The organism is Streptomyces ficellus (genome assembly GCF_030406405.1).
Lineage (GTDB): Bacteria > Actinomycetota > Actinomycetes > Streptomycetales > Streptomycetaceae > Streptomyces > Streptomyces ficellus_B.
This window is the reverse complement of sequence record NZ_JAUEPL010000021.1, coordinates 47,716-61,784: the sequence shown is the minus strand read 5'-3', so window position 1 is coordinate 61,784 and position 14,069 is coordinate 47,716. Positions and strand designations below refer to the sequence as shown.

Genomic DNA, 14,069 nt, shown 5'->3' with positions numbered 1-14,069 from the left:
GTTACCGCGTGCGCGGCCACATATCGGGGTCGGGTGTGAACCGCACGCTCAGCACGCCGTCGGCGAGGCCCGCGCCGGAGACGGTGCAGCGGCGCAGGGCGGACGGGAGGGGGACGATGCGACGGAACGGCCCGACGGTGAGCACGAGTTCATCGCCGCGGCGGACGAGGGAGAGGTCGCGTTTGGCGGCGCCGGGGAGCGGGATGCGCCAGACCAGGACGCCGTCCTCGTCGCGCCGGTCCTCGACGGTCCACTCCGGCGCGGGGGCGGGGGCGGGGGCGGCCGTGGGCGCGGGCGGCTCCAGTGGCGCCAGGTCGCCCGCGCTGCGCGGGGCCCGGCCGAGGTGCGGCAGCTCGTGTACGTCGCCGAGCTCGGCGTACAGCTCCTTGAGGTGGGCCTGCTGCTGGGCGGCGAGGGCGGCGAGCCAGGGGTCGGGGGACGTGGTGGGCAGCAGCTTGTTGGCGACGACGGTGCCGGGGGCGAGGCGGTGCAGGGCGAGTCCGGCGCGGGCGGTGCGCAGCGCGTGGGCGGCGGCGGGTCCCGGCTCGGCGACCAGCCGGAGGGTCGTGGCGGGGGACTCGATGAGGGCCTGGACGGACGCGAGGTCGGCGTCCCAGCGGGCGGCGGTCTCGTACAGCCACGCGGCGGGCATGGGTACGCCGGCGAACTGGGCGAGCATGGGCCGCAGCGCGCGGGCGGTCTGCCGCTCGGCCGGGAGAAGGCGGCGGAGGTAGCGGCGCAGCTGCTCGGGCAGGGCGAGCACGGCGATGGCGTCGGGGAGGGGCGGCAGGTCCACGACGACCAGGTCCCAGGGGCCTTCGCCGCCGGTCACGCCGTCCCCGCCGTTCCCGCTGGCCCCGCCGTTCTCGCTGTCCCCGCTGTCCCTGCCGGTCCCGCCGGTCCCGCCGTCCCCGCCGGTCGCGGCGTCGCGCAGTGCCCGCAGCAGGGCGAACCGGTCGCTGCCGGGCAGTTCGGTCAGCTCCTCCTCGGCGAGGGGCGCCGCGCCGAGCAGGTCGAGCGCGGCGGCGCAGCGCTCCTGGACGGCGAGGAGTTCGGCGCGGAAGTGGGCGCCGGAGTCGATGCGGCGGACGGCCGGGCCGCCCTCGCCGGGCGTGAACCAGTCGGCGACGTCTCGGTCCCCGGTGAGGAACAGGACCCGTTCACGCCCCTCGCGGGCGGCGCTGAGGGCGGTGGCGGCGGCGACGGTGGTCCGGCCGGCGCCTCCGGGACCGGTGACGAGGATGGTTCGCATGGGCCGACACGCTACCGGTGCGTTCCCCTCCCGGCCCCGGCACGGGCCACGGGGCGACGGGGGGACGGGTCGCGCGCCACGGAACCAGGCGCCACGAGGCCACAGGCCACACGGCCACAGGTCACACGGTCACGGAGCCACGGGCGACCGGGCGCCCGGGCCCCGGGGCCGCACGGTCACGGGGCCACGCGCCACGCAGCCCCCGGGGCGGGTCAGGGCTTCGGGGTCGATTCCACGCGCTTCTTCAGGCCGGCCAGGGCGCGGTCGATGATGACCTTCTCGGCCTTGCGCTTGATCATGCCCAGCATGGGGATCTTGACGTCCACCGTCAGCTGGTACGTCACCTCGGTACGCGCGCCGCCGGCGAGCGGGGCCAGGCGGTAGGAGCCGTCCAGGGCGCGCAGCATCTGGGACTTGACCAGTGTCCAGCTGACCTCGTTGTCGCCCGTCCAGGTGTACGCGAGGGTGTGGTCGTCCTTGATGGCGCCCGCGTCCAGCAGGAGGCGGACCTTCTCGGCGCGGCCGGCGGCGTCCTTCTCCAGCACCTCGGCCTCCTTCACCTCACCCGTCCACTCCGGGTAGCGCGCGAAGTCGGCGATCACGCCCATGACGTCGGCCGGTGCCGCCTCGATCTCGATGCTCGAGCTGGTGTGTTCCGCCATCGCTGTGGCTCCTCCAGTGCGGTGCCGACGGGGGGTGGTGTGTCGGGTGAAGGCTATCGCGTGGGCGGCCGTCACCATTCCAGGGCCCAGGGCCTCCTGGTCGCCGCGAAATGGCCCACGTTGACGCACTCCGTCGCCCCCACCCGCATCCGTCGTGCCAGCGGCTGGTGGACGTGCCCGAACAGGGCGTACCGGGGCCTGGTCCGCCGGATCGCGGCCAGCAGCGCCCGGCTGCCGCGTTCGAAGCGGCGCGCCACCGTGTCGTACGTCAGCTCGGGCACTTCCGGCGGGATGTGCGAGCACAGCACGTCCACCTCCCCGACGGCCTCGACCTTCGCCGCGTACTCCTCGTCGGAGATCTCGTACGGCGTCCGCATGGGGGTGCGCAGCCCGCCGCCCACGAAGCCGAAGACCCGGCCGCCGAGTTCGACGCGCTGCCCGTCGAGCACGGTGGTGCCGGGGGCGGCGTACTCGTGCCAGAGGGCGGGGATGTCGACGTTGCCGTACGTGGCGTACGTGGGTGTGGGGAAGGCCGCGAACATGGCGGCGTACTGGCGGCGCACCGCCGACTCGATGGCGCTCTCGCGGTCGACCTCCAGTTCCGCCCAGAGGCGGCGGCCGAACTCGCGGGCCTCGTCGAAGCGGCGGGAGGTGCGCAGTTCGACGATGCGGTCGGCGTTCTCGACGCCGAAGAGGTCGGGGAAGATGCCGCGCGAGTGGTCGTGGTAGTCGAGGAAGAGGACAAGATCGCCGAGGCATATCAAGGCGTCGGCGCCGTCCCCGGCCTGGGCCAGGTCCTCGGCGTTCCCGTGCACGTCACTGACCACATGGACTCGCATGAGCATCCACCTTAGGGGGTCGGACCTGCGGTTACTTCCGAGTCGTGACAGGTGTGGACTACTGTGCGCGAAGCACAGCCGCATATGTGTGACGCAGCGAACATCTGACCGGCGCCCCTATCGGGAACCGCGTACTGATGGGTAACGTCCGGGCAGTCCAGTCGTGCTCGCCCCCACCGAGCACCTGCCCGATCTTGGACCGCAGCCGGCGCGTCACACAGAGCCGTGGCGTCGGCGCCCGATGAGGAGCAGCAGTCTTGCGCGAGTTCAGCCTTCCGGCCCTGTACGAGGTCCCCACGGACGGCAACCTGACGGATCTCATCCGCCGCAATGCCGCTCAGCACCCGGACGTGGCCGTCATGGGCCGCAAGGTGGCCGGTGTGTGGACGGACGTGACCGCCACCCAGTTCCTCGCCGAGGTGCGGGCCGCCGCAAAGGGGCTGATCGCGCGGGGTGTCCGGCCCGGTGACCGGGTCGCCCTGATGTCGCGTACCCGCTACGAGTGGGTGCAGCTGGACTTCGCGATCTGGAGCGCCGGGGCGGTGACCGTGCCGGTGTACGAGACGAGCTCCGCCGAGCAGGTCCAGTGGATCCTGGGCGACTCGGGCGCGGTCGCGGTGCTGGTGGAGAGCGACGGGCACGCCGCCGCCGTGGAGTCCGTACGGGACCGGCTGCCGCACCTGCGGCACGTCTGGCAGATCGACAAGGGCGCGATCGAGGAGCTGACCGAGGCGGGCGCGGACGTCTCGGAGGAGACGGTCGACGAGCGCGGCGCGTCCGCCAAGGCGGACGACATCGCCACGATCGTCTACACCTCGGGGACCACCGGCCGCCCCAAGGGGTGTGTGCTGACGCACCGCAACTTCTTCGCGGAGTGCGGCAATGTGGTGGAGCGCCTCAAGCCCCTGTTCCGTACGGGCGAGTGTTCCGTACTCCTCTTCCTGCCCGCCGCCCATGTCTTCGGGCGGCTGGTCGAGGTGGCGTCGGTGCTGGCGCCGATCCGGCTGGGCTGTGTGCCCGACATCAAGAACCTCACCGACGAACTGGCCTCCTTCCGGCCGACGTTGATCCTCGGCGTGCCGCGCGTCTTCGAGAAGGTCTACAACTCGGCGCGGGCCAAGGCGCAGGCGGACGGCAAGGGCAAGATCTTCGACAGGGCCGCGAACACGGCGATCGCGTACAGCAGGGCGCTGGCGGCGCCGCAGGGGCCTTCGCTCGGGCTGAAGCTGAAGCACTTCGTCTTCGACAAGCTGGTCTACCGCAAGCTGCGCGCGGTGCTGGGCGGCCGTGGCGAGTTCGCCATCTCGGGCGGGGCTCCGCTGGGTGAGCGGCTCGGGCACTTCTTCCGCGGCATCGGGTTCACGGTGCTGGAGGGGTACGGCCTGACGGAGTCGTGCGCGGCGACCGCGTTCAACCCGTGGGACCGGCAGAAGATCGGTACGGTCGGGCAGCCGCTGCCGGGCTCGGTGGTGCGGATCGCCGACGACGGCGAGGTGCTGCTGCACGGCGAGCACATCTTCACGGGGTACTGGAACAACGAGGCGGCCACCGCCGACGCGCTGGCCGACGGCTGGTTCCACACCGGCGACATCGGCACGCTGGACGAGGACGGCTACCTGGCCATCACGGGCCGGAAGAAGGAGATCCTGGTCACCGCGGGCGGCAAGAACGTCGCCCCGGCGGTGATCGAGGACCGCATCCGCGGCCACGCGCTGGTCGCGGAGTGCATGGTGGTCGGCGACGGCCGTCCGTTCGTGGGCGCGCTGGTGACCATCGACGAGGAGTTCCTCGGCCGCTGGGCCGCCGAGCGCGGCAAGCCGGCCGGCGCGACGGCGGCGTCGCTGCGCGACGACCCGGACCTGCTGGCGGAGGTGCAGCGGGCCGTGGACGACGGCAACGCGGCGGTCTCCAAGGCGGAATCGGTGCGGAAGTTCCGCATCCTTCCCTCCCAGTTCACGGAGGAGGCCGGTCACATCACGCCGTCGCTGAAGCTGAAGCGGAACGTGGTGGCGAAGGACTTCGCGGACGAGATCGAGGCCATCTACGGCGCGTAGCCTCTGCGAGCCGGCCACAGCCGCGTTCCGCAGGCCCGGCCCCCGCCCCGCCCACGGCGGCCGGGGGCGGGGCCGGCCCAGGGCCGAGGGACGTGGGGGCGGGTCAGAGCAGGGTTTTGAGGTGTTCCGCGAGGAGGTCCCAGCGCCACTTCTCCTCGACCCAGGCGCGGCCGCGCTCGCCCATGCGGCGGCGCAGTTCCGGGTCCTCCAGGAGCGTCACGATCCGCTCGGCGCACTGCGCCGGGGACTCGCCGCGTACGACCCAGCCCGTCTCCCCGTCCAGTACGGCGTCGGGGGCGCCGCCCGAGTCGCCCGCCACCACCGGCAGGCCGGTCGCGGAGGCCTCCAGGTACACGATGCCGAGCCCCTCGACGTCCAGGCCGCCCCGCCGCGTCCGGCACGGCATCGCGAAGACGTCGCCCGCCCCGTAGTGGGCCGGCAGCTCCTCCCACGGCACCGCGCCCGTGAAGCGCACCGATCCGGCGACCCCCGTCCCGGCGGCGAGGCGGCGCAGGTCCTTCCCGTACGGCCCGCCGCCCACGATCAGCAGCACCGCGTCCGGCACGCGCCGCAGGATCGCGGGCATGGCCCTGATCAGGGTGTCCTGGCCCTTGCGCGGGACCAGCCGGGACACGCACACCACGACCGGCCGACCGGCCAGGCCCAGCCGTTCCCGGATCGCGTCCCCGCCCGACCCGGGGTGGAACGTCTTCTCGTCCACGCCCGGCGGCAGCTGCACCATCCGCCCGGCCGCTCCGGGCGTCAGCGCCGCGGCGATGCGCGAGCGCGTGTACTCACCGAGGTACGTGATCGTGTCCGTACCCTCGCCGATCCGCCGCAGCAGCCGCCGCGACCCCGGCAGCTGGGCCCAGCCCGCCTCGTGGCCGTGCGTCGTGGCGACGATCCGCCGCGCCCCGGCCTTCCGCAGCGCCGGCGCCATCAGCCCGAGGGGGGCCGCCGCCCCGAACCACACCGACTCGCAGCCGTGCTCGCGCAGCAGCCCGGCCGCGCGGGCGGTGACGCGTGGTGTGGGCAACAACATCGTCGTACGGTCCCGGACAACCTGGAACGGCTGTTCGGCGTCGAACAGGGCGGTCGCCTCGGCGCCCTCCCGGCCGCGCTTCCATGTGGAGGCGTAGACAACGATCCGTTCCGGATCAAGTCTGAGCGCCATGTTGTGCAGAAACGCCTGAATCCCGCCGGGTCTGGGCGGAAAGTCGTTCGTTACGATCAAGGTCTTGTGCATCGCAAGCCGACAGTACCGAACGGCGCCGCTCCACCGCTCACGCACAGTCCCGCCCGGCACCACGACCCCAGACCGCCCACCCACCCGGACGAGGTACGCATGAAGGGCCCCAGCGGCACCCGGCTCCCGATCGCAGTCATCGGCATATGGCTTCTGACCAGGACTCTCCTGCTGCTCTGTGTCTTCAAGGTCCTCGTCCTGCCCGGACCGGACGTCACCTCCGACGTCTCGCAGATCTACCAGGGCTGGTACGAGGTGCTGAGGACCGGCACGTACCCGCTGGACGACGTCACCTGGCAGTACCCCCCGGCCGCCGCGCTCGCGATCCTCTCCCCCGGCCTGCTGCCCTTCCTCGACTACGCCTCGGCCTTCTTCGTGCTCGTCCTCGTCAGCGACGCGCTCGTCCTCGGCCTGCTGCTGTACGCGGCGCGGCGCCCCGGCAAGTGCCTCATGGGCGCGTGGGTGTGGGTCGTGGGCGTGCCGCTGCTCGGCCCGACCGCGTACGCCCGCTACGACCTGATGGTCACCGCCGTGGCCGTCGCCGCGCTGCTGGCGGGCGTCCGGCACCCGCGCGTCCTCGGCGCGCTGGCCGGCTTCGGCGCGCTGCTGAAGGTCTGGCCGGTGCTGGTGCTGGCGGGCACCCGGCGCGGCCCGGTCACCCGGCGCTCGTGGACGACGGCGGTGGTCACGGGGGCGGCGGTGCTGCTGGCCTGCACGGCGGCGATGCCCGGGGCGCTGGCCTTCCTCACCTTCCAGCGGGACCGGGGCACGGAGGTGGAGTCGCTGGGCGCGCTGGTCTTCCATGTGGCGCGGCACTTCGGCTGGGAGGGGCAGGTGCTGCTGAACTACGGGTCGGTGGAGTTCCTCGGCCCGTACGTCCCGGTGGTCTCCACCGCCGCGCTCGCGCTGACGGTGGCGGCGTTCGGCTGGCTGCTGGTGTGGCGGGTGCGGGCGCGGGAGTTCGGTACGACGACACTGTGCGACGCGGCCTTCGCTGCCGTGCTGCTGTTCACCACCACGAGCCGGGTGATCAGCCCGCAGTACATGATCTGGCTGGTCGGACTGGCGGCCGTCTGCCTGGTCTTCCACAACAGCCGGATGCGCGGGGCGGCACGGCTGGTGCTGGCGGCGACGGGCGTGACGATGCTGGAGTTCCCGATCTGGTTCACCCACGTCGTGCACAGCGACGGCTGGGGCCTGCTGCTGCTGACCGTACGCAACGGGCTGCTCGTCGCGGCCACGGTCACCGCCTGCCGGCAGCTGTGGCTCCAGTCGGTCACCGAGCCGCGCCTGCGCGAGCGCGCCACGGTCCCGGCTCAGGCGACCCGCGACCGGGTGCTCACCTCCTGATACGGCGGCGGCCGGCCGGCTAGCCGAGCTGTTCGCGCAGGTAGCCGCGCCACTGGGCGGTGAAGGCCTCCGGGGTGGTCGACAGCACCTCGCGCAGGGCCTCCTCCACCGCGCCGGCCCGCTTCTCGTGCTTGCCCACCGCCCGGTAGAACGCCGTCAGCTTCGCCTCGCCCCACCGGTCGGCGATCAGCGCGCAGGCCAGCCAGCCGGCCTCGTACGCACGCGCCAGCGCGCCCGCGTCACCGCCGGACGAACGGCCTGAGCCCCCGAACCTGAAGTCCTCGTCGTCCGGCAGGGCGTCCGGGACGTCCCCCGCCCGGACCGCCGCCCGCAGCTCCGGGGCCACCCGCGCCGCCGGCCGCCCCGTGCCCCGGTAGGCCACCCAGTCGGCGAACCCCTCCGAGAGCCACAGCGGCGTGGCCGCGGAGGTGTACGCGCGGGACGCGACATGCGCCGTCTCGTGGGCGAGCACGACGCCCTGCCCGAACTCGCCCAGCACCGCGTACGCCTCGGGGTTGACGATCACGCGGTCGGCCGGGGCGTCCGCGCCGCCCCCGACCCGGCCGGTCGTCACCGCCGCGATCCCCCGGTACCCCGCCGCCGGCTCCCCCAGCAGCGCGCCCATGCCCTTCAGCGAGGCCGGCACGAGCACCACCACGCGCCGCGCCCACCCGCCGGGCCAGGCGTCGGACACGGCGGGCACCGCCCGGTCCGCGGCCGCCGCGACGGACTTCAGCCGCGCCGCGTCCTGCCCGACCCCGAGGACCAGGCTGTTCCTGCCCCGTACGACCTGGATGTCGCCCTGCTCCCAGAGGTGCTGGGCGGCGCCCTGCGCGGGCCGGTCGGACGTCACGTACCAGCGGCCGTCCCGCTCCGCGAGCTCAAGCACCCGCTCGCCGGTCACCGCCCCGCTGTCGTACCCGGCGATGCGGTAGCTCAGCTCGGCGCGCGCGGTGGCCCGGTCGCCGTCCCGCCGCACCCGCGTCACGCGGTACGACCAGGAGCCGAGCGGCACCCCGGCGAGCTCCTCGGCCCGCACGGCGGCGGCCCGCCGGTCCACCGCCGACTGGAACTGGGCCGTGCCGGGTGCTTCCTGAGCCGTACAGCCGGAGACCAGGACGAGGCCCGCAGCCACCGCCACCGCACGTCTGGGGACCCACATTCTCCCGATCGTACGGTCAGACGCGCGTGACCGCCGAGACGGGCATCATGCCGACCGGGTCGTAGCGCACCGGGGCACCCGGGTACGGGGCGTGCACCACCTGGCCGTTGCCCATGTACATCCCGACATGGCTGGCATCGTCCCGGTACGTCACCAGGTCGCCGGGGCGCGCCTCGGACAGCGGGACGTGCCGTCCGGCGTTGCGCTGTGCCTGCGAGGTGCGCGGCAGGCCGACGCCCGCCTGTGCGTACGACCACTGCATCAGGCCCGAACAGTCGAAGCCGGAGGGGCCGTTGGCGCCCCACACATAGGGCTTGCCGACCGCCGAGCGGGCCGCGGCCACCGCGGCGGCCGCCCGGCCGGAGACGGCCTCACCGGCGAGCGGCGGCAGGTCGTCGCGGCCGGAGCGGGAGGCGCGGTCGTAGGCGTCGCGCTCGTCGGTGGACAGGGCGTTCAACAGGGCGCGCGCCTCGGCGAGCTTGCGCTCGACCGTGCGCTTGTGGAGCGCCACGGCGGCCCGGCTGCGCTCCAGTTCGGCGAGCATGCGGGTGGCCTCGGCGCGCTCCTGGGCCAGCCCGCGCTGGGCGCGCCGGAGTTCCGCGAGCGCGGTCGTCTGCCGCTCGCTGATCCGGTCGAGGACGGCGGCCTTGTCGAGGTAGGTGTCGGGGTCCTCGGAGAGCATCAGCGCGAGCGCGGGGTCCATGCCGCCCGAGCGGTACTGCGCGCCCGCCACCGCGCCCAGCAGGCCGCGCATCCGGTTGATGCGCTCCTGTCCGCGCGCCACGCTGTCCTGCACCTGGGCCACCCGCCCGCGCAGCGCGTCGGTGCGCTCGTCGGCCTCGTTGAACCCCTCGGTGGCCTTCTCGGCCTCCGCGTAGAGCCGGTCGACCTTGGCGCGGGTGACCTCCGCCGGGGTGCCGGGGTCGGCGCTCGCCGGTGAGGCGCCGAAAGCGGCGGCGGTGGCCGCCGCGGCGGAGAGGACAGTGACCTTCGCGCTCCGGGTGAACCCGGACGAGGATGACGAGGACCGGCGATGGGACGCCACGAACCGCGCTCCCTTCCGCTGTTGCAGGCTGTGCAGGCTGTTGCGCGCCAGACAGTAGCCGGGCGGCCACCCACCGGCCACCGGCCGTACGGGCCTCGAACAGCGGCGCCCCGCCGAGACCACAAGGTCACCGGCGGGGCGGAGCGTCAGCTTTGAGGGCGGTAAACCACCCGATCGGGCGCGGGGTTCGGGCGCGTCAGACGCGAACGCCGAACTGGAACGTGCCCATGTAGTCCATCGACTCGTAACGGACGACGGCACCCGGCTTCGGGGCGTGCAGGATGGTGTTGTTGCCCGCGTACAGGCCCACGTGCGACAGGCCGTTGAAGAAGACGAGGTCGCCCGGCTTGAGCTGGCTGCGACCGATCTTCACACCGTCGTTCTGCTGGGTGTAGGTGGTGCGGCTGATGCTCACACCGGCCTGGCGGTACGCCCACTGCGTCAGGCCCGAGCAGTCGTAGGCGTTGGGGCCCTCGGCGCCGGAGATGTACGGCTTGCCGACCTGGGTGTTGGCGGCCGCGAGGGCGGCGGCACCGCGCTGGGAGGCCGGGGCCTCGTTGCCGAGGTCGACGCGGTCGCTCGCGGCACGGCTGGCGCGCTGCTCCTCCTGCTGCATCGTGGCCCGCTCTTCGGCGGTCAGCGTGTTGAGCAGCTTCTGCGCCTCGGCCAGCTTGCCCTGGTAGGACTTCTTCTTCTCGGCCAGGGACTTGCGTACGTCTTCGAGGTCGGCGAGCTTCCCCGTCGCCTCGGCGCGCTCCTGCGCCAGGGTGCGCTGCTTGGCCTGGATGGTCTCCAGGGCCTCGGCCTGCTTGACGCTCATCGCCTCGACGGCGGACGCCTTGTCGAGGTAGGTGTCCGGGTCGGAGGACAGGAACAGCTGCAGGGACGGGTCCATGCCGCCGGCGCGGTACTGGGCGGTTGCCACCGCGCCGAGGCTGTCGCGCAGTTCGTTCAGCTCCTGCTGGCCGCGGGCCACCTTGTCCTGGAGAGCGTCGACCTCCTTCTGGAGCTTGCCGCGCTGCTCGTCGGCGAGGTTGAACTGCTCGGTGGCCACCTCGGCCTCGTGGTGGAGCTTGTCGACCTTGGCCTTGACCTCGCTCTTGCTCGGCTTGGGGTCAGCCTGAGCTGCTTGGGAGGAGAGGGCGACGGCAGCGGCGGCGGTCGCGGTGAGCACGGTCACACGGGCGCGGCTCGGCTGCTTGGGACGACGGTGGGACGCCACGGAGGCGAGCTCCTTCTTCCTCTGAGCCGCCTGCCGGGCTATGGGGTCGGTTGCCCCGGCTCCGTACATCGTGCCCGGCTCCCCCGCAAAACAGGCCGGACTGTACGGAATTAGGCGGTTCCTTCGCTGTCACTCCGGATGAGTGATCACCTGCGCGAAGGTTCGTGGCCAGACCCTAGTGACCATCTTGTGATCAGTTCAAATCCTCATGCGAAAAATCTCGCTCACAGGTCACATTCTTTACACACAGTCCACGCTGCGTCATGGGAACTTGACGGTAGGTTTCCCTCAATCGGGCATTGCGCCCAGGGAGTTACGAGAGCCGCGAAAGGCGCTTCAGCAACAAGGCGGACGCGACCGGCCTCGCGCCGGACGTGGCGACACCGTCGGCGACTTCGCGGTCGGTGGAGACCACGACGACGGGCCGGCCCGGCGGCTCGGCCCGTACCAGCTGGCGGATCAACTCGTCCGCCGTCACGCCCGGCTTGGAGAACAGCACCCGCACGCCGCGCGGCGGCGCCAGCAGCACCGGAGCGGCGAGCTCGGCGCCGTCGAAGACACAGGTGACCTCGGCGCCCGTGCGGGCGGCCAGCGCGGACAGACCGCCGAGCAGCCGCAGCCGCTGCTTCTCCAGGGGCATGGTGGGATAGCCGGTCTTGGTGACGTTGTAGCCGTCCACGACCAGGTGCGCCTGGGGCAGGGCGAGCAGCTGGTCCAGCAGCGCCGGGTCGGTCTCGGACAGGGCGCGGGCCGCGATGTCCTTGGGCGACATCCGGCCGGGCTCGACGGCGTCGACGGTGTCCGCCGGGCGGGCGGAGACGGGCGGCAGGGCCAGCTCGCGCCGCAGCCCCTGGGCGGACTCCAGGACCGTGTCGAGGAGCAGCCGCAGCCGCATGTCCTCCACCGAGCGGCCCTCGCGGGCGGCCCGCCGGCTGGCCTCCAGCGCGGCCTCGGTCTCGCCGAGCCGCGCCTTGAGGCGGCGCGTCTCGCTCTCGGCCGCGGAGACCTGGGCGGCCGCCTCGGCCCTGATGCCGTCGATGTCGGCCTGCGTACGGCGCAGGGCGGCCTCGCCGCGCTTGACGTCGCTCTGGGCGCTGCGCAGCTTGCGCTGAAGCGATTCGGCCTCCTTGCGCGCCGCGTCCAGCTCGGTGCGCAGCCGCTCCGTCTCGGCCTTCGTCTGCGCGCGGGCCTCGGCCAGCTCGGCGCGCAGCCGTTCCAGCTCCCGCCGGCCCGCCTCGTCGGCCCGCTCGGCGTCGGCCCGCTGCGCCTCCTCACCGGCGGCGGCGACCAGCTTGACCCAGCCGGCCGGGCGCAGCACATAGGCCGCGGCGGCGACGTCGACGGGGTCGGCGGCGGCCGGGGGCGAGCCGGACTCGACCGCTCCGGCCAGCTCCGGCCGGCCCTCCCTGAGGCGCTCGCCGATCCGCTGCCGGAACAGCGGCTCGCTCTCCAGCGCGGCCGCCATCGCGTTGCCCGCGAACCTCGCGCGCCGGGACGGGGTGAACCGGGCGTACTGGCGCAGCTGGGCGGGCAGCTCCGCCACCGTCAGGCCGCCGAAGGCGTCGGAGACGAGGGCGACGACCCGGCGCCGCACCCCTTCGGGCAGCGGCCGGTCGAGCGCCTCGGCGGCGTCACCGGCCGCACCGGCCGGTTCAGCGCCGCTTGCGGGCTGCTCCACGATCCGTCACCCCACTACCCGTCCGTCATGCCCGCCGGGCCGCTCCCGTCTCAGGAAGCGGTGCCCGGCCTGTCCACCAGCTCGATCTGGTCCACCGCGTTGCACCAGCGGCAGCGGACCGACTCGATGGTCTCACTGACCACCTCGCGCTCCTCGACCTTCGGCTCACCGGCGAGGTCCAGATGGACGTACTCCACGACCTTGGAGGACCGGGTGACGTCGAAGCGCGTCAGGTTGCCGCAGAGCGTGCAGCGCCAGCGGGTCTCGGCGGTCGGCAGGGGAACCGTCGTCATCGTGCCGTCCTCTTCCATGTGCTCTCGTGCCGGGGTGCGGAGCCGCGGTGCGCCGTCGAACTGCGGAGGTACTGCCCGTAACCCTACGGCCTCGGGGTACCCCCGTGTCGCGGCGAGGCGCCCTGTCCCGCTCCCTCCGTTTACGTCATGATCTGTCCATGATCGCTTGGCGCGGACCGACTGTGACCTATGGCGTGATCGGCGCCTGCTTCCTGGTCTTCCTGATCAGTCCGGTGTCCGGGTTGAACCCGTCGTACGGCACCGGCGACGAGCTGCTGGCGGCGCAGAGCGCGTACTTCCGCCGCTGGGGGGTGATCCCGGCCGACCTGCTGAGCGGCTCGCCGGGGGCGCTGTCCACGCCGCTGACCGCGCTGTTCGTCAGCGGAAGCTGGCTGCACCTGCTGGGCAACATGCTCTTCCTGTACGTGTTCGGGGCGATGGCCGAGGAGCGGTTGGGGCACCTGGAGTTCTGCCTCTTCTACGCCGCCTGCGGTTATCTCGCCCTGCTCGCGTACGCGGTGGCCCACGCGCACTCGGAGCAGACGCTGGTCGGGGGGTCGGGGGCGATCTCGGGGGTGCTCGGTGCCTTCCTCTACCTCTTCCCCCGGGCGCGGGTCACCAGCCTCTTCCCGTTCCTGTTCTTCCTGCCGCTGCGCTTTCCCGCCTGGGCCGTGCTGGTCTTCTGGTTCGTGCTCCAGTGGATGATGGCGGCGCGGGGCACCGGCAGCGGTCCCGGGGTGGCGTACCTGGCGCACGTGGTGGGGTTCTGCCTGGGCTTCCTGTACGCGTGGGGGCGCTTCGGGCGGGGAGCTAGAGTGAAGGCCCCACCAGCGGCCACCGAGGGAGAAGGACAGCCGTGATCACCGCGATCGTGCTCATCAAGACCAGCGTGGACCGCATCCCCGAGATCGCCGAGTCGATCGCCGCGCTGGACAGCGTCAGCGAGGTCTTCTCCGTCACGGGTACGTACGACCTGATCGCCATGGTCCGGGTGGCCAGGCACGAGGACCTGGCGGACGTCATCCCGGGCCGGATCAGCAAGATCCCGGGTGTCGAGGCGACGGACACGCACGTGGCGTTCCGCACGTACTCGCAGCACGACCTGGAAGCCGCGTTCGCGATCGGCCTCGACGCGTAACGCCTTCCGCGTCGCCCGTACGCCCTCAGCGCCGGGCCGGGCCCGTGCTGGATGCCGTGCATGCCCTTCATGCCGTTCGTGCCGTTCGCGCCGTTCATGAAGGAGCCTTCATCCGGCGCTCATTCGGG

Annotated in this window: 13 protein-coding genes; 4 read left to right on the top strand and 9 right to left on the bottom strand. The window is 72.9% G+C overall.

The window, feature by feature from the left end:
- Position 1: 1 nt before the first annotated feature.
- The 3 genes from QWM81_RS15850 to QWM81_RS15840 all read right to left on the bottom strand — a co-directional run bounded on the left by QWM81_RS15850 (position 2) and on the right by QWM81_RS15840 (position 2,753).
- A complete protein-coding gene (locus QWM81_RS15850; RefSeq protein WP_290112626.1) occupies positions 2-1,252 on the bottom strand; it encodes an ArsA family ATPase in 1,251 nt (416 codons plus the stop codon).
- A gap of 212 nt (positions 1,253-1,464) precedes the next feature.
- Positions 1,465-1,914, bottom strand: a complete 450-nt coding sequence (locus tag QWM81_RS15845; RefSeq protein ID WP_290112625.1) for an SRPBCC family protein — start codon at positions 1,912-1,914, stop codon at positions 1,465-1,467.
- 71 nt (positions 1,915-1,985) lie between these two features.
- Positions 1,986-2,753: a metallophosphoesterase family protein gene (locus tag QWM81_RS15840; protein WP_290112624.1), complete on the bottom strand. Its 768-nt coding sequence runs from the start codon at positions 2,751-2,753 to the stop codon at positions 1,986-1,988.
- A 257-nt stretch (positions 2,754-3,010) separates the two neighbouring features.
- Here QWM81_RS15840 and QWM81_RS15835 point away from each other — a divergent pair, with 257 nt between their 5' ends.
- Complete coding sequence (locus tag QWM81_RS15835; RefSeq protein WP_290112623.1) at positions 3,011-4,807, top strand: AMP-dependent synthetase/ligase; 1,797 nt, start codon at positions 3,011-3,013, stop codon at positions 4,805-4,807.
- A gap of 103 nt (positions 4,808-4,910) precedes the next feature.
- Here QWM81_RS15835 and QWM81_RS15830 read toward each other — a convergent pair whose 3' ends face one another.
- Positions 4,911-6,053, bottom strand: a complete 1,143-nt coding sequence (locus QWM81_RS15830) for a glycosyltransferase family 4 protein (RefSeq protein WP_290112622.1) — start codon at positions 6,051-6,053, stop codon at positions 4,911-4,913.
- Between the two features lie 99 nt (positions 6,054-6,152).
- On the opposite strand from QWM81_RS15830, the gene QWM81_RS15825 reads away from it, so the two are divergent.
- Positions 6,153-7,403, top strand: coding sequence for a glycosyltransferase family 87 protein (locus tag QWM81_RS15825; protein ID WP_290112621.1), 1,251 nt, complete (start codon positions 6,153-6,155; stop codon positions 7,401-7,403).
- 19 nt (positions 7,404-7,422) lie between these two features.
- Here QWM81_RS15825 and QWM81_RS15820 read toward each other — a convergent pair whose 3' ends face one another.
- The 5 genes from QWM81_RS15820 to QWM81_RS15800 form a co-directional block, all read right to left on the bottom strand.
- Positions 7,423-8,565: a hypothetical protein gene (locus QWM81_RS15820; RefSeq protein ID WP_290112620.1), complete on the bottom strand. Its 1,143-nt coding sequence runs from the start codon at positions 8,563-8,565 to the stop codon at positions 7,423-7,425.
- Positions 8,566-8,581: 16 nt separating this feature from the next.
- Positions 8,582-9,610 carry a C40 family peptidase gene (locus QWM81_RS15815; protein ID WP_290112619.1) on the bottom strand — a complete coding sequence of 343 codons (1,029 nt, stop codon included), beginning with the start codon at positions 9,608-9,610 and terminating at the stop codon, positions 8,582-8,584.
- A 196-nt stretch (positions 9,611-9,806) separates the two neighbouring features.
- Positions 9,807-10,832, bottom strand: coding sequence for a C40 family peptidase (locus tag QWM81_RS15810; RefSeq protein ID WP_290112618.1), 1,026 nt, complete (start codon positions 10,830-10,832; stop codon positions 9,807-9,809).
- A gap of 313 nt (positions 10,833-11,145) precedes the next feature.
- On the bottom strand, positions 11,146-12,510 hold the full coding sequence (locus QWM81_RS15805; RefSeq protein ID WP_290112617.1) for an NYN domain-containing protein: 1,365 nt from the start codon (positions 12,508-12,510) through the stop codon (positions 11,146-11,148).
- 50 nt (positions 12,511-12,560) lie between these two features.
- Positions 12,561-12,803, bottom strand: a complete 243-nt coding sequence (locus QWM81_RS15800) for a hypothetical protein (RefSeq protein ID WP_260228851.1) — start codon at positions 12,801-12,803, stop codon at positions 12,561-12,563.
- A gap of 158 nt (positions 12,804-12,961) precedes the next feature.
- Between QWM81_RS15800 and QWM81_RS15795 the strand changes: the two genes are divergently transcribed.
- Together QWM81_RS15795 and QWM81_RS15790 are read left to right on the top strand one after the other, a co-directional pair.
- Positions 12,962-13,663, top strand: a complete 702-nt coding sequence (locus tag QWM81_RS15795; protein WP_290112616.1) for a rhomboid family intramembrane serine protease — start codon at positions 12,962-12,964, stop codon at positions 13,661-13,663.
- The gene (locus QWM81_RS15790) at positions 13,660-13,941 is read left to right on the top strand and encodes an Lrp/AsnC family transcriptional regulator (RefSeq protein ID WP_290112615.1); all 282 of its coding nucleotides are present in this window, start codon (positions 13,660-13,662) and stop codon (positions 13,939-13,941) included. Before QWM81_RS15795 ends, QWM81_RS15790 begins: the two co-directional genes overlap by 4 nt.
- Positions 13,942-14,069: the final 128 nt, after the last annotated feature.